Annotated in this window: 24 protein-coding genes and 2 pseudogenes; 14 read left to right on the top strand and 12 right to left on the bottom strand. The window is 69.9% G+C overall.

Going from position 1 to position 24,910, the window contains the following annotated elements; translation table 11 throughout:
* Positions 1–4 precede the first annotated feature (4 nt).
* The 3 genes from NRP21_RS12180 to NRP21_RS12190 are packed head-to-tail and all read right to left on the bottom strand — an operon-like array spanning position 5 to position 3,165.
* Entirely contained in the window at positions 5–961 is a 957-nt protein-coding gene (locus tag NRP21_RS12180; RefSeq protein ID WP_257716466.1) for a 2-hydroxyacid dehydrogenase, read from the bottom strand.
* The gene (locus NRP21_RS12185; protein ID WP_257716467.1) at positions 961–2,160 is read right to left on the bottom strand and encodes a mandelate racemase/muconate lactonizing enzyme family protein; all 1,200 of its coding nucleotides are present in this window, start codon (positions 2,158–2,160) and stop codon (positions 961–963) included. Before NRP21_RS12185 ends, NRP21_RS12180 begins: the two co-directional genes overlap by 1 nt.
* A 12-nt stretch (positions 2,161–2,172) precedes the next feature.
* A complete protein-coding gene (locus tag NRP21_RS12190; protein ID WP_257716468.1) occupies positions 2,173–3,165 on the bottom strand; it encodes a Bug family tripartite tricarboxylate transporter substrate binding protein in 993 nt (330 codons plus the stop codon).
* Positions 3,166–3,303: 138 nt separating this feature from the next.
* Here NRP21_RS12190 and NRP21_RS12195 point away from each other — a divergent pair, with 138 nt between their 5' ends.
* From NRP21_RS12195 to NRP21_RS12230, 8 genes are all read left to right on the top strand, one after another.
* Positions 3,304–3,981, top strand: coding sequence for a FadR/GntR family transcriptional regulator (locus NRP21_RS12195; RefSeq protein ID WP_257716469.1), 678 nt, complete (start codon positions 3,304–3,306; stop codon positions 3,979–3,981).
* A gap of 446 nt (positions 3,982–4,427) precedes the next feature.
* Positions 4,428–4,673: a hypothetical protein gene (locus tag NRP21_RS12200; protein WP_257716470.1), complete on the top strand. Its 246-nt coding sequence runs from the start codon at positions 4,428–4,430 to the stop codon at positions 4,671–4,673.
* 3 nt (positions 4,674–4,676) lie between these two features.
* Positions 4,677–4,943 carry a hypothetical protein gene (locus tag NRP21_RS12205; RefSeq protein ID WP_257716471.1) on the top strand — a complete coding sequence of 89 codons (267 nt, stop codon included), beginning with the start codon at positions 4,677–4,679 and terminating at the stop codon, positions 4,941–4,943.
* Between the two features lie 789 nt (positions 4,944–5,732).
* The gene (locus NRP21_RS12210; RefSeq protein WP_257716472.1) at positions 5,733–6,815 is read left to right on the top strand and encodes an ABC transporter substrate-binding protein; all 1,083 of its coding nucleotides are present in this window, start codon (positions 5,733–5,735) and stop codon (positions 6,813–6,815) included.
* Positions 6,812–7,804 (top strand): ABC transporter permease, encoded by a 993-nt coding sequence (locus tag NRP21_RS12215; protein ID WP_257716473.1) that lies wholly within the window; start codon positions 6,812–6,814, stop codon positions 7,802–7,804. Before NRP21_RS12210 ends, NRP21_RS12215 begins: the two co-directional genes overlap by 4 nt.
* Positions 7,798–8,559 (top strand): ABC transporter ATP-binding protein, encoded by a 762-nt coding sequence (locus NRP21_RS12220; RefSeq protein WP_408639618.1) that lies wholly within the window; start codon positions 7,798–7,800, stop codon positions 8,557–8,559. Before NRP21_RS12215 ends, NRP21_RS12220 begins: the two co-directional genes overlap by 7 nt.
* 10 nt (positions 8,560–8,569) lie before the next feature.
* Entirely contained in the window at positions 8,570–9,871 is a 1,302-nt protein-coding gene (locus tag NRP21_RS12225) for an O-acetylhomoserine aminocarboxypropyltransferase/cysteine synthase family protein (protein WP_257716474.1), read from the top strand.
* 10 nt (positions 9,872–9,881) lie between these two features.
* Entirely contained in the window at positions 9,882–10,901 is a 1,020-nt protein-coding gene (locus NRP21_RS12230; protein ID WP_257716475.1) for an isopenicillin N synthase family dioxygenase, read from the top strand.
* A gap of 39 nt (positions 10,902–10,940) precedes the next feature.
* On the opposite strand, the gene NRP21_RS12235 is transcribed toward NRP21_RS12230, so the two are convergent.
* From NRP21_RS12235 to NRP21_RS12265, 6 genes and pseudogenes are all read right to left on the bottom strand, one after another.
* Positions 10,941–11,528 carry a peroxidase-related enzyme gene (locus tag NRP21_RS12235; RefSeq protein WP_257716476.1) on the bottom strand — a complete coding sequence of 196 codons (588 nt, stop codon included), beginning with the start codon at positions 11,526–11,528 and terminating at the stop codon, positions 10,941–10,943.
* A gap of 11 nt (positions 11,529–11,539) precedes the next feature.
* Positions 11,540–12,484, bottom strand: a complete 945-nt coding sequence (locus tag NRP21_RS12240; protein ID WP_257716477.1) for an ABC transporter substrate-binding protein — start codon at positions 12,482–12,484, stop codon at positions 11,540–11,542.
* Between the two features lie 11 nt (positions 12,485–12,495).
* On the bottom strand, positions 12,496–13,440 hold the full coding sequence (locus NRP21_RS12245) for an ABC transporter substrate-binding protein (protein WP_257716478.1): 945 nt from the start codon (positions 13,438–13,440) through the stop codon (positions 12,496–12,498).
* Positions 13,441–13,453: 13 nt separating this feature from the next.
* Complete coding sequence (locus tag NRP21_RS12250; protein WP_257716479.1) at positions 13,454–14,572, bottom strand: LLM class flavin-dependent oxidoreductase; 1,119 nt, start codon at positions 14,570–14,572, stop codon at positions 13,454–13,456.
* A gap of 22 nt (positions 14,573–14,594) precedes the next feature.
* Positions 14,595–15,875, bottom strand: a complete 1,281-nt coding sequence (locus NRP21_RS12255) for an acyl-CoA dehydrogenase family protein (RefSeq protein WP_332844177.1) — start codon at positions 15,873–15,875, stop codon at positions 14,595–14,597.
* A 567-nt stretch (positions 15,876–16,442) separates the two neighbouring features.
* Positions 16,443–16,799, bottom strand: a pseudogene (locus tag NRP21_RS12265) (transposase); the annotation flags it as partial.
* A 95-nt stretch (positions 16,800–16,894) separates the two neighbouring features.
* Between NRP21_RS12265 and NRP21_RS12270 the strand changes: the two are divergent.
* Positions 16,895–17,107 (top strand): annotated as a pseudogene (locus NRP21_RS12270) (transposase); the annotation flags it as partial.
* Positions 17,108–17,336: 229 nt separating this feature from the next.
* Positions 17,337–18,272 carry a Bug family tripartite tricarboxylate transporter substrate binding protein gene (locus NRP21_RS12275; RefSeq protein ID WP_257716480.1) on the top strand — a complete coding sequence of 312 codons (936 nt, stop codon included), beginning with the start codon at positions 17,337–17,339 and terminating at the stop codon, positions 18,270–18,272.
* 289 nt (positions 18,273–18,561) lie between these two features.
* Here NRP21_RS12275 and NRP21_RS12280 read toward each other — a convergent pair whose 3' ends face one another.
* Together NRP21_RS12280 and NRP21_RS12285 are read right to left on the bottom strand one after the other, a co-directional pair.
* Complete coding sequence (locus NRP21_RS12280) at positions 18,562–19,227, bottom strand: hypothetical protein (protein ID WP_257716481.1); 666 nt, start codon at positions 19,225–19,227, stop codon at positions 18,562–18,564.
* Positions 19,224–19,733: an RNA polymerase sigma factor gene (locus tag NRP21_RS12285; protein ID WP_257716482.1), complete on the bottom strand. Its 510-nt coding sequence runs from the start codon at positions 19,731–19,733 to the stop codon at positions 19,224–19,226. The genes NRP21_RS12280 and NRP21_RS12285 overlap by 4 nt, the downstream gene beginning before the upstream one ends.
* A gap of 106 nt (positions 19,734–19,839) precedes the next feature.
* Between NRP21_RS12285 and NRP21_RS12290 the strand changes: the two genes are divergently transcribed.
* Both NRP21_RS12290 and NRP21_RS12295 read left to right on the top strand, forming a co-directional pair.
* On the top strand, positions 19,840–21,138 hold the full coding sequence (locus NRP21_RS12290) for a sulfite oxidase (protein ID WP_257716483.1): 1,299 nt from the start codon (positions 19,840–19,842) through the stop codon (positions 21,136–21,138).
* Positions 21,135–21,614: a hypothetical protein gene (locus tag NRP21_RS12295; RefSeq protein ID WP_257716484.1), complete on the top strand. Its 480-nt coding sequence runs from the start codon at positions 21,135–21,137 to the stop codon at positions 21,612–21,614. Before NRP21_RS12290 ends, NRP21_RS12295 begins: the two co-directional genes overlap by 4 nt.
* A gap of 840 nt (positions 21,615–22,454) precedes the next feature.
* On the opposite strand, the gene NRP21_RS12300 is transcribed toward NRP21_RS12295, so the two are convergent.
* Positions 22,455–23,249, bottom strand: a complete 795-nt coding sequence (locus NRP21_RS12300) for an AraC family transcriptional regulator (RefSeq protein ID WP_257716485.1) — start codon at positions 23,247–23,249, stop codon at positions 22,455–22,457.
* A gap of 146 nt (positions 23,250–23,395) precedes the next feature.
* Between NRP21_RS12300 and NRP21_RS12305 the strand changes: the two genes are divergently transcribed.
* Together NRP21_RS12305 and NRP21_RS12310 are read left to right on the top strand one after the other, a co-directional pair.
* Positions 23,396–24,715, top strand: a complete 1,320-nt coding sequence (locus NRP21_RS12305; RefSeq protein ID WP_257716486.1) for a tetratricopeptide repeat protein — start codon at positions 23,396–23,398, stop codon at positions 24,713–24,715.
* Between the two features lie 8 nt (positions 24,716–24,723).
* Positions 24,724–24,910 (top strand): hypothetical protein (locus NRP21_RS12310; protein ID WP_456300235.1); only part of this gene is annotated, 187 nt, incomplete at its 3' end.

Below are 24,910 nucleotides of genomic sequence, written 5' to 3' on the forward strand. Positions count from 1 at the left end.
GCCTCTACCCGGGCGGTCGCACCACGTTCCTCAGGGGGCGCCCGGTCTCGAGCGCCCGGATGTTCTCGGCGATAAAGGCGTAGCGACGCGGCATGAGGCCTTCCGACCACCCGGAGATGTGCGGCGTGGCGCGCAGGTTCGGCAGCTCATGGAAGGGAAAGCGGGAGGGAGGACACTCCGCCTCGCCCGGCTTGGGGTAACGGTACCACACGTCGATGGCGGCGCCGGCGATGCGGCGGTCCCGCAGCGCCTCGTAGGCCGCCTGTTCGTCCAGCACCTCGGCCCGGGCGACGTTCACAAGAAAGGCCGTCGGCTTCATCGCGGCGAGCTCGGCGGCGCCGACCAGCCCGCGCGTGCTCTCGTCCAGGGGGCAGCACAGCACCAGTACATCCGTCTCCGGCAGCACCTCCCGCAAGCGGGAAACGGGCAGGCTGCTGTCGGCAAGGGCGTCCGGGCGGCCGCTGCGGGTGACGGCGACGATCCTCATCCCCAGGGCGCGCGCGCGGCCGGCAACCTCCTTCCCGATGTGGCCGAAGCCCACCAGCGTCATGGTCCGGCCCGCCGCCTCGCCGTGGAAGGGGCGGCGCGGGTGGATCTCCGCCCAGCCCTTGGCATCGAGCTTGGCAGGAAGCTCATGGAGGGCCAGCACGTGCGCCAGCACCGTGAAGATCACGTACTCGGCAATCGGGATCTCGTGCTCGAAGACGTTGCAGATGGGCACGCCGGCCGGCACGGCACCCTCGGCGATGCCGTCCAGCCCGGCGCCCGGCACCTGCACCAGCCGACAGCCCTGCAACCGCGCCCCCTCCTCCAGCGTCAGTCGCGTGCTGACCAGCACGTCGGCGACGATGGGGCCGCTCGCCGGCAGGCTCGCCACCGGCACCGCCTCATGCCCGTGGCCGAGCAGCGCCTGTAGTCGCGGCGCCTGCGGGGCATGGGCGCCGACCAGCAGGGCCCGCATCAGGCCGCGCTCTCGCGCACCACGGCATCCGGCCGAGTCCGCACGGCGTCCTGCAGCCTTGTACCCAGCCCCGGCGCGGTAGGGGCTTGCACCATGCCGTTCTTCAGAACCGGCAGTTCCGTTACCAGGTCGCGGTACCAGGTGGCGAGGGTCGCGCGCACCACCTCCTGGAAGATGGCCGTTGGCGCGTGCAGCGCGAGGTGCAGCCCGGCCATGAGCGTGATGGGCCCGGTGCAGTCATGCGGTGCCAGCGGCTTGGCGTAGGCCTCGGCCAGGGCGGCGATCTTGCGCCCCTCCGTCAGCCCGCCGCACCAGGCGAGGTCGATCATCACCATGTCCAGCGCGTCCGCCGCCAGCAGGTCGCGGAAGGGCACGGCGCCGCCCAGCGTCTCGCTGCCGCAGATCGGCGTGCGTGTCTGGCGGCGCAGGTCCGCCAGGGCGCGCGCGTCGTCCATCTTGGCGATCGGGTCCTCGGCCCAGAAGACCCCCACATCCTCCAGCGCGCGGCAGATGCGGATGGCGGCGTGGCTGGACCAGATGCTGTGCAGCTCCGCCATCACCTCGATCCGGTCACCCACCGCGCGGCGAATCTTGCGGAAGGGCTCAATTCCTGCCTTGAGGTCCTCAAGCGTGATCAGGTGGCCGCCGGAGGCCTCGGCGTAGATGTCCAGCGGCCAGATCTTCATCGCCGTATATCCCTCGGAGAGCAGGCTCTCCGCCAACTTCCCGGCATCCTTCATGAAGGCCACCTGGTCGTCGTAGGGACCCACCGCCTCCTCCTGGCCGGAGGTGGCGCGGCGGCCGCCGCTGGTGTTGTAGGCGTAGCCCGCGCAAGTGTTGTAGGCGCGCACCTCCGTCCGCACCGCGCCGCCCAGCGCCTCATGCACGGGGATGCCGTGGCGCTGGCCCGCGAGGTCCCAGAGGGCGATGTCCACCGCGCTCGCGGCGCGCACCTCCGCGCTCGCGCTGTGGAAGCCGAGATAGGGCGTCATCAGGTGGCGGGAGATCTGCTCGATCCGGCGGGAATCCTTGCCGATGAGCCAGGGCGCCACCGCCTCGTGCAGCACCGCCTCCACCGCCTGGGCGCCGCGAAAGGATTCACCGAGACCGACCAGCCCCTCCTCCGTCTCGATCTCGACCCAGATCAGGTTGGGCCGCTCGGTGATGCGGATGGTGCGAAGGCGCGTGACCTTGGACAACGAACTCGTCTCCTACTCGGCACTGATGTTGTTGGCGCGGATCACCCCGCCCCAGCGCGCTGCCTCGCTGCGGAGATGGTCGGCCATGCGGGAGGGCGGGCCGCCCAACGGCACCACCGCGGCCTCCTGCAGGCGCTGGCGAACCGCCGGATCCTGCAGCGCCTTGTTGAAGGCGGAGTTGAGGGCGGCCACCGTCGCATCCGGTGTCCCAGCGGGCGCGAGGAAGCCGAACCAGCTGTCGATCTCCAGCCCTTGGGCCAGTTCCGGAAGGCCGGACTCGCGGAAGGTCGGCACATCCGGCAGCTCGGGGATGCGCTCGTTGGACACGGCGGCGATCGGGCGCACCGTGCCGGCGCGGATCTGCGGCAGGATGGAGGGGACGTTGTCGAAGAAGACGTCGATGCGCCCGCTGATGAGGTCCGTGATCGCGGGGCCGCTGCCGCGATAGGGGACATGGATCCAGTTGATGCCGAGCATGCCGCGCAGCAGCTCCGGCGCCAGCTGGTTCGAGGCGCCGACACCGGACGAGCCGAAGGTCAGGGTACCCGGCTTCGCCCGGGCGAGGGCGATCACCTCCGCCAGGGTCTTTGCTTGCAGGGCGTTGCTGACGGACATCACGTTCCGCACCGCCCCTGTCAGGATCACCGGCGCGAAGCTGCGCTGAAGGTCGTAGCCGGGATTGGCGTAGAGGAAGGGGTTCGCCGCGCAGGTTCCAATGGTGCACTGAATCAGCGTGCTGCCATCCGGCTGGGCGCGTGCCACCTCGGCCGTGCCGATGTTGCCGGCCGCGCCGGCCTTGTTCTCCACCACCGCGCCCGCCGGCAGGTGCGGCGTCGCGCCCACGGCCAGGATGCGCGCGACGATGTCGCTGGTGCCGCCCGGGACGAAGGGGACCACGATGCGCACGGGCCGGTTCGGGATCTGGGCAGCGGCCGGCGCCGCCCAGATGGTGCAGGCGGAGAGCAGCGTGGCCAGGGCGGCGCCCAGGCCAGCAAGACGGGACATGCCAGTTCCTCCCCACCCAAATTCTTGCCGGCAGCTTTACCGATCCTGAAATGCTGTCAACTCGCAATCGAGATCAGAGGATGTTATCTGACTGATTTGACAGAACCAGGCTCACGAACCTATCGATCTGGACATCCCATGAACCAGCCCGCCCGACGCCCACTCAGTGACGAAGTCTATGAGCGCCTCTGCGACCTGCTGGGCTCGGAGGGCTTCCCGCGCGACTCCCGACTTCCGGCGGAGTTGGAGCTGGCGCGCCGCTTCGCCGTCTCGCGCCCCGTGCTGCGCCAAGCCCTCGCTCGCCTGCGCGCGGAGGGTCACATCGTGTCCCGCAAGGGGTCCGGCAGCTACGTGAGGGAGTCTCCCCGGCCCGCTTCCCCGAGCTTCGGCCCGCTCCATAGCATTCCAGACATGCGAGCCTTCCTGGAGTTCCGCTGCAGCCTTGAGAGCGAGGTAGCCGCCCACGCCGCCCGCCGCGCCGACCCGGCAGCGATCGCGGAGATCCTCCGGGCACAGGCCCGGTTGGAGAAGGACGCGACGGAGCTGGAGGCCGACGTCGCGTTCCACCACGCCATCGCGCGAGCAGCGGGCAATCGCTTCTTCCTGACGACCCTGGAGGCCTTTCGCGAACAGATGATCTCCGGGATCCGGCTGACGCGCGAACTCGCCGGTCGGCCAGAGGGCGCTGGCCCTCCGGAGATAGCGCGCGAGCATGCCCGCATCGTGGATGCCATCACGGCGATGGACGAGCAGGCTGCCCGGCAGGCCATGGCGGAGCACCTGCGCGGGGGTATCAGGCGTCTCTTCGGTGCTTGAGCGGATGCCGCCCGCATCCACACCTGGCTGGTCCACCAGCGGCGCCCCGCACCCAGGTACAGGCGCCGCTCCGATCTCCGCTTCCTGACATTCCCTGCCTCCGCGCTCGTCTATCTTCGTCGGATCGGTAGGCCCCGGTTGAGGGTCAGTGCCGCGGGACGTGGTGGACGGAGGACTGTGGCACGTCCCTCCCCCTCGCCCATCGGGCACATGGTGAGCCGATCATTGCGCCTATGGCCCCGGGCAGAGACGCTGGTTGGGCTCGGGAGCCGCTCGACGGCAGGCAGGACGCTGGGCCAACTACATGGCACGGCGGACCTGGCGGCGCCCGCGTTACGCAGCAAAGCCCGTGGAGCGCGAGAGCGGTTCCCAGGTGGCGATCTCGGATCGCATCTGGTCCAGCTTCTGCGCGGCTACCGCGAGCGCATCCTCGCCCAGGAAATGGCGTGTCGGCGGCCTGGGTTGGCGCGGCGTTCGCGGTGGCCCAGAACTCGCCTCGGCTCGTGGCGCTCATGCTGATCGCCTACCCGGCGTGGGATGCGATCGCGAACGTCTTGGACGCAAGCCGCAGTGGCGGTCTGGCGCGCAACGGGAGCCAAATCCTGAACGTCGTCAACCTGTCGACCGGAGTGGCCGTTGCTGTCGCACTCGGCCGGAGCATGAACGCCGTGCTGATCGTCTACGGCGTCTGAGCGGTGCTGGCAGGCCTGTTCCAGCTGGTGACCGTGGTCCGGCGCTGGGCGTCCTACGGCGCGCAGTGGGCGATGATCCTGAGCGGCGCGCAATCGGCGCTTGCCGGCCCGTTCTTCGTCAGGGTGGCGGGCGACACCGATCCCATCAGCATCGTCAACGTGGCACTCTATACCGCCTTCGGCGCCTTCTATTTCCTCGTCTCCACGATCTGGGTGACGGTCAGCGATGCCCGCGGCTCGATGCGGGTGGCGGCCGGAGCCTCGCACTAAAAGGAGGAGTGAAGCCTCAGCGCCTCAGCTCAGGACGATGACGGGCTGACGCTTACAGGTCGGCGGCATCGTCACCGCCACTGCCGCCGCCTATCTCCGGAGCGGGTTCTCGCCGCGCATCGGACAGGAAAGGCCGCAGATCACCTCAACCTTTGAGTTGGCCGCGGTTGACCCTGGGACTTCCTATCGTCCCGAACTCGATGCGGCACGTGCGGGATGGTGGTGCCTACCGCGAGATATGGGAGAAAGATCGCCCGGCCGTGCCGCTCGACCCTGCCTCACGCCGCGATGGAGCCTTCACCACCATCCGGAGCTTCACTGATCTTGTCCGGCGTGCAGCGAGAGAGCACGCCGATGGGGCCGGCAGCCCAGCCTTCCGGGATGAGCGCAAGTTCGGCGGCTGCCCCGCCGTGGCGATCACGCGGGTGGGCTCCCTGCCTTGGCGGGCGAGAGGTCTGAGTCTCGGTAATCGTTAGACCCCTGGTGCGGACCCGGCCAGCCGGAAGCCAAGTGCCGGGTTCCCTGTCGTGCATCGATCCTACAACAAAGCCCTGCCGCAACATGCCGATGCTACATCTCGGCCCATCTTCGGAAAACACATCTGTTTCCCGCCTTCCGCGCCGGCAATAGCTTGAACTCATGAAAGCAGCATCGCGCGATAGGGGGCCAAGCCTGGCAAGCGCCACGTCCCGCAGTTCCTGTCGCAGCCATTCGAACCCGCTGGGTTTCCACTGACATTCGGCGGGAGAAGGCCGCTCGCTTCCGACGCACCCACAAGGAGTCTTCACGATGACGACGTCTCGATCCGGGCGGCGCGGCATACTGCGCGCCGCAGGCCTGCTCGGAGCGGCGCTTCCCACGGGCGGCATGGCCCATTACCCACACCTCGCCCGGCGTGAGGCCGAATCCTCCTTCGGCCTTGATCCTTCCGCCATCTGCCGGGCGAGCGCCGGTGCCCCGACCGCGGCTGCACCCGGTGAGCGGCGCGAATTGAAGCTCACCTGGAACGCGAACGCTGTCTGCACTGTCGGCGTGCCCGTGGCGGACCAGATCGGCATCTTCGAGCGCCACAACTTGAAAGTAGAGTTAATCAACTTCGGCGGCACCACGGACCAGTTGCTGGAGGCGATCGCGACGGGGAAGGCCGATGCCGGCGTCGGCATGGCGCTGCGCTGGCTGAAGCCGCTGGAGAGCGGCTTCGACGTGAAGATCACCAGCGGCATCCACGGAGGCTGCATGCGGCTCTTCTCCGCCGGAAACTCGGAGTTCCGCACGCTGGAGAGCCTGAAGGGGAAAACCATCGGCGTCTCCGACATGGCGGCGCCGGACAAGAACTTCTTCTCCATCCTGCTGGCGCAGAAGGGCATCGATCCGCTGAAGGACGTGACCTGGCGCCAGTTCCCCGCGGACCTGCTCGGTGTCGCCTTGCAGCGCGGGGAGGTGCAGGCCTTCGCTCTCGGCGACCCGCTCGCCTGGATGATTCGTGAGCGCGACGGGCTGCACGAGATCTCCAACAACCTCCAGGGCGAGTATACGGGCCGCGCCTGCTGCGTGCTCGGCGTGCGCGGCAACCTCATCCGCCGCGACAGGCCGGCGGCTCGCGCCCTCACCGCCGCGCTGCTGGAAGCGCAGGAGTGGATCGTCGCCAACCCTGCCGAGGCTGCGCGCATCTTCGCCCCCTATGCCAAGGCGCCGGTGGAGCAGCTGGAGGCGATGGTGCGCGACCATACCCACCACCACCACCCCGCGGGCGCCGGGCTGCGCCAGGAGATCGCGCGCTACACGGAGGAGCTAAAGCTGGTGCAGGTAATTCGCCCGAATACCGATCCTACCCGCTTCTCCGAGCGGGTCTTCGCGGACGTCCTGTCGTGAGCGCGAGCGTCGAGGCGGGCTCTCTCCCGGCCGCGCAGGACATCCGCCCCTGGCGGGTCTGGGCGGGGGGCGGCGCCGCGGGGCTGGCTTGGCTGGCCGCCGCCGGCATCGTTCTGGCATGGCCCGACATCGACGAGTACGGCCGCACGGAGCTGCTCGGCGGCGTTGCCGCGGCGGTGGGGCTCCTGCTCGTCGCGGCTGCGATGGCCGGGGCACCGGGGCCTGTCGCTCGGCTCCGTCCAGCCGGACCCTGGCTGGTGGCACTGGCAATCGGCCTGATCGCCTGGGAGTTCGTCACGGCGAAGCTGGACCTGCTGCCGCGCCCGTTCTTCGTGGCGCCGCAGGCACTGCTGGAGGTCTTCACCGACGACTACGCCAAGCTCGGCGAGAGCGTGCTCCACTCCCTGCTGCTGCTAATCCCCGGCTATCTCCTCGGCGCCACGATCGGCTTCGTCACGGGTGTCGCCATGGGCTGGTCGCGCCGGGTCGGCTACTGGGCGCATCCGGTGCTGCGGCTGATCGGCCCGCTGCCCGCCACGGCCTGGCTGCCCATCGCCTTCTTCGCCTTCTCCACCAGCCGGCAGGCCAGCACCTTCCTCATCGCGCTGGCCACCTTCTTCCCCGTCGCCGTCCTCACCTGGTCCGGCGTCGCTTCCGTCGCCGGCAGCCTTTACGATGTGGCGCGCACCATGGGCGCGAGGCCCTGGTTCCTCATCCGCAAGGTCGCCGTGCCCGCGGCGCTGCCCTCCGTCTTCGTCGGCCTCTTCATGGGGCTCGGCTCCTCCTTCTCCGTGCTCGTCGTGGCGGAGATGATGGGCGTGAAGGCGGGCCTGGGCTTCTACATGCAGTGGTCCCAGGGCTGGGCGGCCTACGCCAATGTCTACGCCGCGCTCCTGGTCTTGGCCGGGATGTGCACGGGCCTCGTCACGCTGCTCTTCCGCCTGCGGGACGGGAAGCTGGCCTGGCAAAAGGGGGTGGTGCGGTGGTGAACCCGATCGGCCTGCGCCTGCGAGGCATCCATCACGCCTTCGCCCTAAAGGAGCAGGACCTGCCGGTGCTGGAGGATGTGGACCTGGATGTCCGCCCCGGCGGCTCCGTGGCGCTTCTCGGCCCTTCCGGCTGCGGCAAGTCCACCCTGCTGCGCCTCGTCGCGGGGCTGGAACCGCCGCGGCGCGGTACGCTGGAAGCCGATGGCGCCCCCATCACCGGCCCCGATCCCTCCCGCGTTCTGATGTTCCAGGACCCCACCCTCTACCCCTGGCGCAGCGTGCGCGCGAACGCGGCGCTGGGCCTGGAAGCGCGCGGCCTGATCCGGACAGAGGGCGGGCGGGTGGACGACGCGCTCCGCCTCGTCGGCCTGCACGAGTTCGCGGAGGCCTATCCGCACCAGCTCTCCGGCGGCATGGCGCAGCGCGCCGCCCTGGCCCGCGCCCTGGTGAACCGCCCGGGCCTGCTGTTGCTGGACGAACCGCTGGGCAAGCTGGACAGCCTGACGCGGCTGAAGATGCAAGAGGAGCTGGTCGCCCTCTGGCAACGGGAGGGCTTCACCACCCTCCTCGTCACCCACGACGTCGAGGAGGCGCTGCTGATGGCCGAGCGCGTCCTCGTCTTCTCCCCCCGCCCCGCGCGGGTGGTTTCGGAGATCGCCGTGGACCGCCCTTTCCCCCGCCACCGGGACGACCCGCACCTCGTCGCCCTGCGGCGCGAGGTTCTGGAAACGCTTGGCCTCCGTGAGGCCGCCTGAGGAGCATGGCATGACCCTGAAGCCCGAGACCCTCGTGCTGCACGCCGGCTGGCGCGCCGATCCCGCGAACGGCGCCGTGGCCGTGCCGATCTACCAGACCACCTCCTACCAGTTCCCCAGTTCCGACCACGCGCGGGAACTGTTCAGCCTGGAGAAGCTGGGCTTCACCTACACCCGCACTGGGAACCCGACGACGGATGTGCTGGAGAAGCGCGTGGCGGCGCTGGAGGGCGGGGTGGGCGCCCTGGCCCTCGCCTCCGGCCAAGCGGCCTCGGCCTTCTCCGTCCTGGCGCTCGTCCGCGCGGGTGACAACATCGTCTCATCCACGGATCTCTACGGCGGCACCTGGAACCTCTTCGCCAACACTCTCGCCCAGCGCGGGGTGGAGGTGCGCTTCGCCGATCCGGCAGACCCCGAGAACTTCCGCCGCGCCACCGATGAGCGCACGCGCGCCTACTACGCGGAGACCCTGCCCAACCCGAAGCTGATCGCCTTTCCCATCTCGGAGGTGGCGACTATCGGGCGGGCGCTCGGCATCCCGTTGATCGTGGATAACACCGCTGCCCCGCTCCTCGCGCGCCCGCTGGCACTCGGCGCTGCGGTCGTCGTGCACTCCGCCACGAAATACATTGGCGGGCACGGCACCTCCATTGGCGGCATCATCGTCGATGGCGGCAACTTTGACTGGACGGCCTGGAAGGACCGCCAGCCCGCCCTCAACACGCCCGATCCCAGCTACCACGGCGCGGTCTGGACGGAGGTGGCGCAGCGCCACGGGATCGGCGCCTACGCCGCCCTGGTCCGCAGCACCGTGCAGCGCGACCTTGGCGCCCCCATCTCGCCCTTCAACGCCTTCCAGCTCATCCAGGGCCTGGAAACCCTGCCCCTGCGGATCGAGCGGCAGGTGAGCAACGCCACCGCCGTCGCCGCCTGGCTCGCCCGGCACCCGCAGGTCACGCGCGTCATCCACCCCTCACTCCAGACCGGCGAGGCGCGGGCGCGGGCGGACCGCGTGCTGACCGGCGGCCCCGGCGCGCTGGTGGGCTTCGAGCTGGCGGGCGGCGCGGCCGATGGCGCGCGCTTCATCGACGGGCTGAAGCTCCTCTACCACGTCGCCAATATCGGGGATGCACGCAGCCTGGCGATCCACCCCGCCACCACCACCCACAGCCAGCTCTCGGCCGAGGAGCAGCTGGCGAGCGGCGTCACGCCCGGCTATGTCCGCCTCTCCATCGGCATCGAGCACATCGACGATATCCTGGCCGATCTCTCGCAGGCGTTGGACGCCATCCGGCTGCAAGCGGCCGCCTGAGGACCCAAGAATGAGCGAACTCGCCCTTCCCCTGATTGACCTCCGCCGGCTGGATGGCCCAGCGGAGGACCGCGCCGCCTTCCTGCAACACCTGCGCGCCACTGCCCGCGACGTCGGCTTCTTCTACCTCGCCGGCCACGGCATCCCGGACGCGGAGGGCACGGCGGTGCTGAAGACCGCCCGCCGCTTCTTCGAGCTGCCGGAGGCCGACAAGCTCTCCGTGCAGATGGTCCATTCCCCGCATTTCCGCGGCTACAACCGTGCCGGCCAGGAGCTGACGCGCGGCAAGCCGGACTGGCGCGAGCAGTTCGACATCCACGCCGAGCGCGAGGCCCTGCCCCGCACGCCGGATTCTCCGCCCTGGGCGCGCCTCCAGGGCCCGAACCAGTGGCCGAGGGCCCTGCCCGACCTGCGCCCCGCCCTGCTGAACTGGCAGGCCGCGCTGACGGCCGTGGCCACCCGCCTGCTGCGCGCCTCCGCCGAGGCGCTGGAGCAGCCTGCCGACGCCTTCGACGGCATCGTGCAGGGCACGCCGAACCAGACGATGAAGATCATCCGCTACCCCGGCCAGGAAGGCCCGCGCGACGACCAGGGCGTGGGCGCGCACAAGGACAGCGGCCTTCTCACCTTCGTGCTGCAGGACAGCCGCCGCGGGCTGCAGGTGCAGAAGGAGGACGGAAGCTGGGTGGACGCCGTGCCCGTGCCCGGCACCTTCGTGGTGAACATCGGGGAGCTGCTGGAGCTGGCCTCGAACGGCTATCTGCGTGCCACCATCCACCGCGTGGTCAGCCCGCCGCCGGGCGAGGACCGCGTCTCCGTCGCCTTCTTCCTCGGGGCGCGGCTGGATGCGGAGGTGCCGCTGCTGAACCTGCCCCCGCACCTGGCGGCCGAGGCGAAGGGACCGGCGAGCGACCCTGAGAACCCGCTCTTCCGCTCGGTGGGGCAGAACTACCTGAAGGGCCGTCTGCGCTCCCACCCGGATGTGGCGCAGCGCTGGCACGCGGATCTCCTCGCGCCCGTGCCGGTGTGAGGCGATTCCCGCCACGGCCCCTGCCGTGGCGGGAGGGTTTCAGCGATGGGCGGCGTAGGCCTCGGGGTTGGGGGCCACGCCGATGGCACTGTTGATACGGTTGCTGAAGTTGAAATACGCGGCGATGGCGGCGGCATCGAGGATCTCCGCCTCGCCCAGCCCCTCCGCGCGCAGCCGGTCCAGATCGGCCGGCTCGATCGCGCCAGGGGCGCGGGTGATGGCCAGCGCATAGTCCGCCAGTGCCCTTTCACGCGTGGAGAGCGGGGCATGCCGGTAGTTCACCTGCACCCGCTCCACCCAGAAAGCGTCGCCGGTGATCCCGCGCAGCGCGGAGGCGTGGCCGAGCACGCAGGGCTCGCAGCGGTTCTCGCTGCTCACCACCAGCGCGATCAGCTCCCGTTCCTTCGGCGAAAGGGTGCTGGCCGGGTTGGCATTCACGGCGCGGCTGAGTGCATCCTGCGCCAGCACCAGCTCCGGCCGGGCCAGCAGGGCCGTCTGCCCGGTGCGGACATAGCCCAGCTTCTCCTTCGTGCGGTCCAGCACGGCCTGCACCGCGTCCGATGGCGCGGCCGCCGGAAGGTCGAGCCAGGAGACGGCCGGCGCGCCGGCGGAAAGGGCATCGGTCATGGTGTTCCCTCTCAGCCCTGCAGGGTGCGGGCGAAGCGCAGGTCCAGCCCGGGGCGGACATCCACGCGCTGGCGCAGCAGGCCGAACTCCACCGCCTGGTCCGCCGCGCGCTGAAACTCGGCGACGATCGCCTCGTCCAGCACGCCGGGCACGGTGCGCTCGATGCCGTAGGCGCGCTCCAGCACCGGCACGGGCAGGCGGGTCAGCTCGGCGTTGTAGCGGGCGTATTCGGGGATGTGGCCGTCCGCCCAGCGCCAACCGTCGCGGAAGCGGCGGAGGAGGTCGGCCAGGATCGCCTCCTTCTCGCGGATCGCCCGCTCATGCGCCGCGACGAACATGATGGAGGGGGTCAGGCCCTTCCCGTCCAGCACGGTGCGGGCGCCGAAATCCAGCACCTCCAGCGAGATGTAGGGTTCCCAGATCGCCCAGGCATCCACGGCGCCGGAGCGGAAGGCCAGCGCGGCGTCGGTAGGCGGCAGCAGGTTGATGGTGGCGTCGCTCGGCGCGATCCCCTCGCGCTTCAGCGCGGCGCGGACGAGGAACTGGCCCCAGCCGCCACGATTGCCGGCGATGCGCTTGCCGCGCAGGTCGGCGGGGCTGCGGATGGACCCGTCCGCGCGCACGAGGATGCCCTGACCGGCAGGCGACGGCCGCGCCACGCCGATGGCCTTCACCGGCGCGCCGGAGGCCTGGACGGTGAGGAAGGCGAGGTCGCCCTGGTAGCCCAGGTCGAGCGCGCCGGCGTTCAGCGCCTCCAGCAGCGGCGCGGCGGCAGGAAACTCGCTCCACTCGATGCGATAGGGCAGGTCCGTCAGCACGCCGGAAGCTTCCAGCAGCGAGCGGAGGCCGCCCTTCTGGTTGCCGATGCGGAGCACGCCCGCGGGCTGGGCGCGGAGGATCCCCGGCGTCGCGAGAAGGGCGGCGCTGGCGGCGATGATCGTGCGGCGGGTGGTCATCTCGATGCTCCTCAGGCGCCGGTGAAGGAAGAATCGATGCCGTCGGCTACGTTGAACCGGCGGGAGACGATGCCGTACTCCACGCAGCGGTCCACGGCCTCCTGGAACTCGGCCAGCAGGGCGGCCTCAATCGGAACGACCTTCTGGGCGCTCACCTCGTAGGCTCGCTCGATCACCGGCACGGGCTGGCGGATCAGCGCGGCGGTGGTGCGGGCATAGTCCTTCAGGTGCGCGTTCGCCCATTCCCAGCCCAGGCGGTTGCGGCGCACGAAGTCCTCCAGCTGCGGGCGCTTATTCCGCAGCGCCGGCTCGCTGACCGCGAGGAGGCTGGCGCTGGGCGTCAGCCCGCGCGCATCCGCCAGTACGCGGCTGCCGAAATTCAGCACTTCCAGCGAGGTGAAGGGCTCCCAGACCGACCAGGCGTCGATGGCGCCGGAGCGGTAGGCCAGCGCCGCGTCCGAGGGCAGGAGCCAGGCGATGTTCACCTCGGAGGGCTTCACCCCCGCCTTCTCGAGGATGCGGAACAGTGAGTAGTGCGTCCACCCACCCCGCGCCGCTGCGACTCGCTTGCCGCGCAGGTCCGCCACCGTCCGGATCGGCCCATCCGCCTTCACCACGATGTTCTGCGAGGCACCGTCCGAGCGCGTGGCGCCCACCGCCCGGATCGCGGCACCGTTGGCGAAGACGGAGAAGAAGTTCAGATCGCCCATGGAGCCGATATCCACCGCATCGGCGTTCAGCGCCTCCAGTAGCGGCTGCGCGGCCTGGAACTCGCTCCAGGCCACGGGATAGGGCAGATCTTTCACCTGGCCGGAGGCGTCCAGCAGGGATTGCAGCCCGCCGCGCTGGCTGCCCACCCGCAGCGTGGAGAGCCGCGTCTGCGCCCGCACCACGCCCGAGGTGGCGAGGAGGCCTGAGGCGGCCAGGAGGGCGCGCCGGTTGATGCTGTTGCTCATGCTGCGCAAGTCCTCACTCGGCCGCGGTGCGGATGGCGCCGGAGAAGGAGACGGAGACGCGGCCGCGATCCTCCGCATCGGCCAGCTCGCGCAGCAGCGGGATCAGCTCCCGCCCGTACTGCACGGCATCCGGCAGCGGGTCCCAGCCGCGCAGGATGTAGTGGGAGACGCCGTGGGCGCGGTAGCGCAGCATGGCGCGCGCCACCTGCTCGGCGGTGCCCACCAGCGCTGTGGAATTGCCGCGCCCGCCCAGCACGCCCGCCATGGCGGTCCAGAGCCGCTCGTCCAGCACCTCCCCACGCTGGGAGAGCCCGACGAGGCGCTGCGAGTTTACCGCGCCGCTGGCGGCGATCAGCCCGGCGCCACCCGCCAGTTCCTGCTTGCGGATCCCGCGCTTCCGGATCTCCTGCGCCTTTTCCCAGGCCTGCTTCTCGGTGGCGGCGATGATCGGCCGGTTGGACCAGGAGAAGGCGACGTCACGCCCCGCCGGCACGGCGGCGCGCACGCGCTCCAGCATCGCGGCCGTGTCGGCCAGCGGCTCCCCGAACAGGGCATAGACATCGGCGTGGCGGCCGGCCACGCGCAGCGCGGCATCGGAGGCCCCGCCGAAGAAGATCGGCAGCTGCGGCTTCTGCACCGGGCGCACGTCCGACCAGGCGTCCTCGAAGCGGTAGAACTCGCCCTCATGGCTGATGGGGCGGTCGGCGGCCCAGATGCTGCGGATGACCTCCAGGAACTCGTCCGTGCGGCGGTAGCGCGCCGCATGATCGGCGTAGTCGCCGTCCTTGCGCTGGTCCGGGTCGTCCCCGCCGGAGATGACGTGCAGCGCCAGGCGCCCGCCGGTCAGGTTCTCGAGCGTCGCCAGCTTGCGCGCGGCCAGGGTGGGCGAGACGAAGCCCGGGCGGTGAGCGATGAGGAAATTGATCTTCTTCGCCACGGCCGCCGCATGGGCGAGAACGAGGAAGCCGTCCGCCGCGTTCGTCCAGTAGCCCGCGAGAACGCGGTCGAAGCCGCCCTCCTCATGCGCGCGCGTGATCGCCTCGATGAAGTCCGGCTGGAAGGCGGCGCCGCTCGGCGGTTCCAGGTCCGAGGTGGGCCGGGCCCAGATCATGCCGGTGATGTGCAGCGTCATGGGTGTTCCTCTTTGGGTATGATCAGGCGGCGAATGGCACGATGGCCTCGCGCCCTGCTGCAACATGGGCGGCATCAGCGGTTGGCACGTGAATGCGGGCGCAGAGCACGTCGCGAAGGTGCCGCTCCAGCGGATGGGCGCGGGCATAGGCGTGGTTGCCCGCCAGGGCAGCCGCCAGTTCCACGGCACGGACGGCGTTCTCGGTGAGGACGGTCTTGAGAAGCAGGCTGTCCGTCACTGGGGGAGGGATTTGCGCATCCGTCTCGGCGGCCGCGGAGGCGATCAGGCGGTCGTTCACCAGCAGCAGCGACTGGATCTCGCCGAGCTTCTCCTGCATTCGCGGCAGGGTTGCGAGCGGCGCGCCAAGGCTCGTTGGGCGGCGTTCCTGCAGGAAGCGCGCGATCCAGTTCCGCGCTGCGCGCGCGATGCCGCTGTACAGCGCGCCCAGCCCGACCGCGTTCCACACGGCCTGCACCGGATCGGCCGTGACCCACTCCTCCGGCGCACGAAGATCGACGGCGTGCTCCGCGGGCAGAGGCACGTCCTCGAACACCACATCGTGGCTGCCGGTCGCGCGCATGCCGAGCTGGTTCCAGCTCTCCACGACCCGTACACCAGGCGTATCGGCTCTCACCAGGGCGTAGCCGAGCCTCGGGTGCTCCTCCGCCGTCCTGGCCCAGACCTCCATCCAGGTGAGGCCCGGCGCGCCCGTGACGTAGGTCTTGCGGCCGGACAGGCGCCAAGCGCCGTCCCGTTGCGGGTGAAGCACCGTGGCCGGAAGTCCGCCGCGCGTTGGGGATCCCAGATCTGGCTCGGCCCGCAATGCGTTCATCAGCGCCCCGTGCGTTACGGCGTCGCCAGCGACGCGCGCGTGCACTGCGTCGGGCCAGCGTCCCTCTCGGGCCAGTGCCGCGTGACGATTCAGCTGCATGGCCAGGACGAGGCCGGTGGAGGCGCATGCACCGCCGACCGATCCGAGCAGCTGCACCGCATCTGCAAGGCCCCTGCCCTGCCCACCGAAGCGTCGCGGGACTGTCAGCGACAGCATCCCCGCACGGTGAAGCGCTGCGAGGCTCATGAACGGAAACGTGGCATCGGCATCGTGTCGCCCGGCGGCGGAGGCGATGGACTGGAGAAGAAGGTCGATGCTGCTGCCTGATCCAGTGGCGTCACTCGGAGCTTGAGCTATTGCGGACGGCCGCGCATGGACATGCGGCTCCAGAAGCACGGCGTCCGATCCGTGGAGAACAACACTGCTGATACCTGGCGCGGGCGCATCGGGTCTTTGCATTAGAGCCGTCATGCGACGAGGTTAGTGAGCTGGACACGTTGAGCGAACAGAGGTGTTTACCAAATTTCAGACCGTTCGGAGAGATGTCATCCCGCTTCCATAGCTATAAGAAGAATGATCTTGGTGACGGCAGGCTGCTAGCATCGTGCGCTGCCACGGTGAGAGGCAGGCGATAATTGGCACTTGTCGTGAAGGTGGCCGGATCCGGCAGCCATAGTGCTTCCGTCGCACTTGAACGTGCGCCGCCTGGCTCGGATCGGCCTTCGCAGCATATGGGGGCTGAAGAGGCCGCGCAGGGTCTTGAGCCTGCGGCATGGTCGTGGGCGTCGACGAAGAGTTGGAGGTTGGACTTCCAGCTGCTCGTGGGCTTCGTGGTGGTAGTGCTTGACTTTAGCGTCCTTGCGGGTGCGGCCTACTCGGCACGTGTCGGGACCCTGTTGCCGCGCCATGACTGATTACAACCTGGTCAAGCCAGAGGTCCGCTCCGGGTGTGTTCTGCTGAATAAGTCGGACGGTATCGACGAGGGCACGGCTTCCCCGTCTCTCGGTCGAGCTGTGGGCGGGGCGACCCCGGCCCGCTCAGGCGGGTGCTGATGCTGGCAACGGGATCGGCTTTGCCATCTTCCGGAGGTTCTGGACGGTGGCTGCGAGGTGGAACTCATCACGGGCTCCCTTGGGCCCTCGCAGGCGAAGCCGGTCGAGCTTCAGGATGCGATTGAGATGCGCGAATAGCATCTTGACCCTCTCGCGCTGACGTTTGAACGCACGATCGTCCCTGCTGTCCACGACCTCACGGCCCATGTCGCGGGCGCCCTCGAACTTTGATCGTGGGATCTTGCGGGCGGGCGTGTTGAGGCATCACCTCGCCTTCAGCTCACAGGCTTGGCAGTCGTAGGTGCTCGCTCGGTAGAGCAGCGTCGTCTCCTTGTTCACCAGCCTGCTATTGCGGGCCAATTCTGTTGAGGAGCCCGGCTGTTGATCGGGGCTGCTTCTTCCGATTCCCTGTTGTCGAGCAGCAGCGGCCAGGAACCATGATGGGACCGCGGCAAGTCGAGCAGGCAGCTCTGTTCTACGAATTCTCGCTCGAAGATCATGTGCCGGCGGATCATCTTCTTCGATCCATCGACCGCTTTGTCGACCTATCCGGTCTTTGGCGGGAGTTGGCACCGTTCTACATCGCGACAGGGCGACCATCCGTCGATCCGGAGCTGATGATCCGCACGCTGATCATTGGCTACTGTTTCAGGCCCTCGTGGTCGCCCGACAGCCCGACGGATGACCGCCGTCGGAGGTGCCGTCCGGCTCTTGCCAGACGGCACGAGTAGATATTTCGTTTCGTGAATGGACTTCGCTCGAACGCGCCTCGATGCTGGTCAGGGCGTCGGGTGTACAGGCGTGATCGACGCCCCAGAAGAAAATCGGAGGAAGCAGGTGCAGATCGTCCGCCGTTCTATACTCTCATTAGGTCTCTGCATGCCCTTCGTGCGCTCCGCCGCCGCACAGGGTGAATGGCCAAACCGCCCCGTCCGCGTGGTCGTCCCCTGGCCGCCGGGCGGATCGACCGACGTGCTGTGCCGGCTGCTCTGCGAAGCGATGCAGGGGCGGCTCGGACAGTCCTTCGTGATAGAGAACCGGCCCGGTGCCGGTGGCAACATCGGAGCCGACGCTCTCGCTAAGGCGGCGTCGGACGGGTACACGATGGCGCCGCTTACGCTCGGCGCATGGCATATCAACCAGTTCCTCTATCGCAGCCTGCCCTACGATCCCCAGCGCGACTTCCAACCGATCTCCATGCACTGGGAGCTGCCGAACGTCCTCGTCGTCTCCGCGCAGCACTGCCCAGCGAACAACTTTCGGGAGTTCGTGGCCTGGGCGAGGGAGCGGCGGGGCGGGATCAGCTACGGCTCGCCGGGCGTCGCGACGACGGCGCATCTCTGCGGGGCGCTGTTCACAGACCGGTTGAAGATCGAGGGAACGCATGTTCCCTTCCGGGGTGCGGCGCAGATCATCCCGGCGATGCTGGCTGGGGACCTGACCTGCGCGATCGACAACCTGCCAAGCTATGTGCCGACCATCAAGGAGGGCCGGATGAAGGCCTTCGTCATCACCGGGGCGGAGCGCTGGCCGACCCTGCCAGAGATTCCGATTATGTCGGAGGTGGGCGTGCCTGATTTCGTCATGACGAGCTGGTGCGCCATGGCGTTCCCAGCGGGCGTCCCGGCGCCGGTCGTCGAGAAGGGCTCGGCGACGATGCGCGAGATCGCGGGCGACCCTGTGGTTCGGGAGCGGTTCCTGCGCGCGGGGGCGCAGTGCATGGGTAGTACGCCGGGCGAAGTGCTCGCCCGCGTGGAGCGCGAGCGGCCGACCTGGCGGGAGGTGGTGCGGATCTCGGGGGCGCGGCTGGAGTAGGGCTACATCTGCGGCTCCTTCGTCAGCAACGACGTTCGGCTTGCATGATAGATACGGGCGCATTCGGGCGCCCATGGTGCCCAAGAGATCACGGTGGCTGTCCGAAAGGGGTGGGCCCGGCGGCAGAGGGAGTTGGACACCCGCTTCGACGTTGTGCCGCCGGGAACCTGGGCGATCGTCAGCGGGGGTCTGCTCGGCGTGATCAGTCTTGGCCTGATCCGGCCTGCCGGGGCCGCCTAGCCCGGGGCGGCGATCCCGGCCGGCAGAGCCGGGCACCCCTGACCCGGCGTCAGGCGCGGCAGGGCGGGGCCGGGCCCGCCTCGGCGGTCAGGTTCGGACGCGCTGCTTCCCCTCTCGCCAGAGCGGCAACCGTCATGAAACGCTGCCACGGCATCGCCGCGTCGGCCGCGATCCAGATCACCTGGCCGTCGCCGCGTGGGGCTGTAGTCGTCTGCCACCCGGCCAACGCCTCCGGCAGGGCGGCCTTGGCCGGTCCGATCCAGACGGCAACGCGACAGCCCCGCGGCCCGACATAGCCCGTGTAGATCCCTCCCGCGACGTGCCGCAGCACGGCTGGTTGCAGGCCGGCTGGCGCGAGGTCGGGTCCGCTCCTCTCGGCGTTCAGGCCAGCGGTCTCGCCTCCGGCGAAGTGCCGGTGGACAGCAGCGACCGAGGGCGCCTCCACAGGCCGTACCAGGAATGCGAGGAGAACGAGAGCGGCAGCGCCGGCCACGGCTCCGGCCAGTCGGTACGGCGACGACCTCCGCTGCGGCGCCAGGGGCGGCGTGGGCAGCCCACGGTCCAGCGCCGCTACGGAGGCCCGCATGCGCGCCATGGCGGCGAAGCGGGATGCGAGGGCCGGGTGATTGGCCAGGGCCTCCGCCACCTCGGCTGCCTCCTCGGGGCGGAGTTCTCCGTCCAGCAGCCCGCTCAGCCGCTCGTCCTCCGGCCTCAAGAGGCGCGCTTCCGGATTGGCACGACGCTGCTGCCCGCGATGTCCGCGAGCATGGCGGTCCGGGCCCGGGCCAGCCGGCTCATCACGGTGCCGACGGGAATGCCGAGGAGGGCGGCCGCCTCCACATAGGCGAAGCCGCCGATGTCCACGAGGGCGACCAGATCGCGCTGCTCCGGCGCCAGCCGGGCCAGGGCCTGGCGGACCGTGATCTCCGCGATAAGGGATCGCGCGTCCGCCTCCGGCGGATCCCGCAGCGCACCCTCCTCCTCGGCATGGGCCCGGGTCACGCGCCGGTGCCGCGCCTGGTCGATGAAGAGGTTCCGCAGGCTGCGGAAAAGGTAGAGCCGCGCCTCCGTCTCCTCCGCGGGGGCACGCCGGGCGGCGAGGTAGCGCGCCGCCGTCTCCTGCCACAGGTCCTGCGCCGCGTCCCGGTCGCCGGTCAGGACGCGGGCGTAGCGGTGCAGTCGATCGCCGTGGCGGGCGAGCATGGCATGGCGGTCGCGCATCGCCGCATCCTGGACCGGCCTGCGCGGGATTGGAACGCGGGAATAAACCAGCCTCGTGCCCCGTTCTTAGCCACGGAGCCGGACAGGGCCAGGGAGGGAACGGAACATGGGCGTCGAGCGCAGCCTCACGGAACTTTACGGGGACGACCCCGAACGGGCTGATGCCCTGGCATTCGGCCGCCGCGGCGCACTCAAGGGCGCGGCACTGGCCGCCATGGGCGCCGCGCTGGGCAGCACCATTCCCTTCGCCGCACGGATGCCCGCCGGCCTCCTGCCTGCCGCCCTGGCCCAGGCGGGCGAGGTACCGAAGCTACGGATGGACGGCAAGGCCACGCTGATCCTGCTCGGCGAGCGCCCGCTGGTGGCGGAGACGCCGGAAGCCATGCTGGACGACGACGTCACGCCGACCGACAAGTTCTTCATCCGCAATAACGGCGCCATCCCCGAGCGATTCGCGGGCGACCCGAAGAGCTGGCGGCTGCGGATCGACGGCGAGGTGAACACCCCTCTCGACCTGACCCTGGGCGAGCTGCAGTCCCGCTTCGAGGCCGTGACGCTGCGCCTTCAGATGGAGTGCGGCGGCAATGGCCGCGCGGCCTTCACGCCGGAGACGCGCGGCAACCAGTGGGGCAACGGCGCCATCTCCAACGGCGAGTGGACGGGCGTGCGGCTGCGCGACGTCGTCCGGGCCGCCGGCCCGAAGGACACCGCCCGCTTCACCGGGCACTTCGGCGCGGACCCGCACCTGTCCGGCGACACCTCGCGCCAGGCGATCAGCCGCGGGATGCCTGTGGCGAAGGCGATGGAGGACACCACCGTCCTTGCCTGGAACCTGAATGGGGAGCCGCTGCCGCTGGTGCACGGCTTTCCGCTGCGACTGATCACGCCGGGATGGCCCGGCAGCCTTTCTCAGAAGTGGCTGAACCGGATCACCCTGCGCGCCACGCCGCATGACGGGCCGGGGATGGGCGGCACCTCCTACCGCGTGCCGGTGCGGCCCATCGTCCCGGGCAGCACGAACGACGGCAAGGAGTTCGTGGACATCGCCTCCATGCCCGTGCGCGGCCTGCTGACGAACCTCGCCCACGGCTCCCGCCTGCCCGCCGGTACCCGCCGGCTGGACCTGCGCGGGCACGCCTGGGCCGGCGACCTGACCGTGCGCGCCGTTCACGTCTCCGCCGATTTTGGCGCGAGCTGGACGGAGATGCGGGTGGCCGAGGCGCCGAACCGCCACGCCTGGCAGCGCTGGACGGGCAGCCTGGAACTGCCCTCGGATGGCTACTTCGAGCTCTGGACCCGCGCCACCGACTCTCAGGGACGGATGCAGCCGCATCAGGCTGCGAACTGGAACCCGCAAGGCTATGCCGCGAACGCGATGGCCCGCACTGCGATCCTCGTCGGATGAGCCTGTCGCGGCTTGAGAAGGGGGCGATCGGCGCTGTCTGCGCCCTCGTCCTCCTGGCGCTCGCGATGGACGTGCCGGGCTCCCGCCCGCCCGTCACCCGCACGGCCTACCCGCCCACGCCCTATGCCGAGGCCACGCGCCGCGCGCAGGAAGAAGCGTCCGTGCGGGAAGCGACGGCGAAGGCGGAAGCGGAGCGCCTGGCCGCGGTGCAGACGCCCGCCGAGACCGAGGACATCCTCCCGGCTGGCCATGGGCGTGCGGAGACCTTCGCCCGCTGCACCGCTTGCCACAGCACCGCGATCATCCGCCGCAGCGGCTTCACCCAGGACCGCTGGGACGAGCTGATGGACTGGATGACGGAGAAGCAGGGGATGGCGCCGCTGGATGGGGCGGACCGTGCACTGATCGTTGGGTACCTCGCCCAGCAGTTCCCGCCGCGCAGGAACCCACGTAACGCGAGTCCCTTCCTCAACTAGGCAGGGGAGTCATTCAGGTCCACTCGCTGACGGTGGCGATGCGAGCGAGGCTGGCGAGGTAGTCTCGGGCGAGGCGTTCGTATCGCGGGACCAGCCTTCGCCAGTTCTGGAGAGAGAGCAGGCACCTGCTGACCTCGCGGTGCTTACAGGTGTACCGGTCAGTTGGGCTGAGTATGGTGCGGGTAGCGGTGGAGGGAAGGATGGCCTTGATGCGCGCATCCTTCAGCCAGCCGCGGAGAATGTCCGCGTCTTAGGCCTGCTTTGCGACGGGGCGATGTCCCACTCGAGAGCGGACCTGCTGCATCCGGCCAGACCCAGCCGGGACGACTGCGCACCCCCGCCCCGTATCATCCGGGGCGGAGGATCATCTTCCGAAACCGCGCGGCCTGGAGTTCCTCATCGTCTCGGGCGGAATCACCGTGGGCTGCGAAGCCCTGGGCGCCCAGGGCTGGGGCTGGCTACCCGCCGGGACCGGGCTGGACGCGGAAGTCGGCCCCGACGACGCGACCGTGTGGCTGAAGGATGGCCCCGCTGCTGCACCCGGACGTGATCGCGTTGTCCGGATAGCGCGGTCCCGCGGCGGCAGATTGGCAGGAGGCACGATGCCGCTGTCCGAAGATGCAGGACCGCTGCCCGGTGTGGCCGGGGCTCGCCCTCTTCTTCGGGCCGGGGATGCTCCCGGCCGGCGCGGGCGCCGGTCGGTGCCTCATCCCGGGCGGGATGAACCCGAGCGGCCTGCGCGAGGTCGTCGCCCGGGCACGATCCGAGGGGTGAGAAGCTTCGGCACTGGCCGCAGTAACTCAGGGCATCGTGGAGGCACCGTCGTCCTGCATAGGAGGTCTATGCAGGCACTTCCCGGCCCCGCCCGCGCATGTAGGCCTGGGGGCTGCAGCCCATCTCCATGCGGAACGCGTAAGTAAAGGCGGAGGCCGAGCCGTAGCCAAGCTCCATGGCGGTCTGCGTCACACCGAGGCCGCCGCCCAGCAGTTCGATCGCCTTGAACAACCGGAGGCGCCGCCGCCAGGAGCGCAGGCTCATCCCCACTTCCTCCTCGAAGCGGCGGGCCAGGGTGCGCGCCGACATTCCGGCCTGGCGGCCCCACTCCTCCGGGCCACGAGGGTCGGACGGGTCGGCATAGATGGCTTCGCAGACAGTCGCCAGCGAGCCACCCCGCGGCCAGGGCAGCGCGCCGGGCAAGGAAGGGGCGAGGCGGAGCTGGTCGAGGATGAGGCCCGCGACGCGGCCCGCGTAGCCGTCGCGGTCTTCCTGCCCCTCGATCTCGGCTGCCTCCACGATCAGCTCTCGTAGGAGGGGCTTCACGGCGAAGACGGTCGGCTGGTTCGGCAGGCCGCCGCGCACCGCGTCGGCGATCCAGAGGCTGCGGAACTCCGCCCCGAGCAGCGATCCGACCCGGTGCGAGAGGCCGGTCGGCAGCCACACGGCCTGTTCCGGCGAGATGACGAAGGACCGGCCCTCCACCGCCACCGTCAGCACGCCGGCGATCGCGTAGACGACCTGGTTCCAGTGATGCGCGTGCTCGGGGAAGTAGTGGCGAGCCGGGATGGATTGCGCGCGAACCATCATCGGGTTCGGAACGGCAAGACCTGGTGGCGCCGCAATGGTTCCCCAGATCATCGCACCCTCACGAGACAACCGCATATTGGCAGTTAATCTATATAATTTGGCTGATCGTGGAGAGTCGCATCTGCTCCGTGGGGCTATATCCCGTCGTCGGCAACGCCCCCCAGCTCCCTGTTCCCTCCCGCCACGAGGACACCGCTATGGCTCACCTCGACAGCCGAGGGCTGCCGATCTCGACGGCCTCCAATCTCGCCGCCGAGCGCTACCGCGAAGGTATCGACCTGATGCTCTCGACTTGGCCCGGCGCGGCCGAGGTGCTGGAGGAGGCGATCGCGGCCGATCCCGATTTCGCCCTCGCCCACGCGGCACGCGCGCGCCAGCACGCCATGCGATCCGAGCCCGCCCTCGCCAAGGCCCGGATCGCGACGGCCGTCGAGCTCGTGGTGCGCCGCGGCACCGACCGGGAGCGGAGCCACGTCGAGACCCTCTCCCTCGTCATCAATGGGCGGTCGGCGGAGGCCCTCGACCGGGTGTCCGCCCATGCCGATACATGGCCGCGGGACGTGGTCATCCTCTCGCTGCCGCTCGGGGCCTTCGGGCTGCTCGCCTTCTCCGGCCGGGCGGACCACGACAAGGCGCGCGTGGACCTGTGCGAGCGGCACGCCAGCCACTTCGCGGCAGATGACTGGTGGTTCCTCACCTATCGCGGCTGGTCGCACGCCGAGAACGGCAACGTGGCCCACGGCCGCGACCTCACCCAGCGCGGCTTCGACCTCCGACCCAGGAACGCCAACGCGGCGCACGCCCTGTCGCATGCGATGTACGAGGGTGGCGCGAACGACGAGGCCGAGCGGCTGATCCAGGCCTGGCTGCCGACCTACGACCGCTCCGGCATCCTCCACGGCCACATCGCCTGGCACGCCGCCCTTGCGGCGCTGGAGCACGGGAACACGGAGCGGGCGCTGGCCATCTACGGCGAGCACGTCCAGCCCTCGGTCTCGACCGGCAACGCCATCAACGTCGTCAGCGACACCGCATCCTTCCTGTGGCGGCTACAGGCCTACGGCCACCCCGTGCCGAAGGGGCTGTGGCAGGCGGCCGCAGCCTATGCGGCGCCGTCCTTCCCCGGCGCGGGCTTCGCCTTCGTGGACATCCACATGGCGTTGCTGGCGGCGGCAACGGGGGACAGGGAAGGGCTGGAGCGGCGCGTGTCCGCGCTGATGGGGATGATCGAGGACGGGACGCTGGCCGCCGGGCCGGTGGTGCCCACCATCTGCCGGGCGACGCTTGCCTTCGCGGATGGCGACTACGCGGGGTGCGCCCGCATCCTGGAGCCGGCCGCGTCCGAGGTGGTGCGCGTCGGCGGCAGCGGCGCCCAGCGCGAGCTGGTGGAGGACATGCTGCTGCTCGCCCTGATGCGGAGTGGCGAAGCCGCCAAGGCCGGTGCACTCCTCGACCGCCGCCTCCACCGCCGGCCATCGCCGCGGGATAAGGCTTGGCACGGCCTGCTGGCGGCCTGAGAGAGACCATGTCCCAAGCCAACGTCACCATCACCGCCACCCCAACCGCTGGGGCCGTGGCCGTGCCGAGCCATGAGCGGGGCAACATTCTTCGGCTCGCGGTTGCGCAGGCGCTCGCGGGCGCGAACGCGACGGTCGTCTTCGCCACGGGCGCGGTCGTCGGGAACACGCTTGCGCCCAGCCCCGCCCTGGCGA

The sequence above is a fragment of the Roseomonas populi genome, from assembly GCF_024594815.1.
Lineage (GTDB): Bacteria > Pseudomonadota > Alphaproteobacteria > Acetobacterales > Acetobacteraceae > Roseomonas > Roseomonas populi.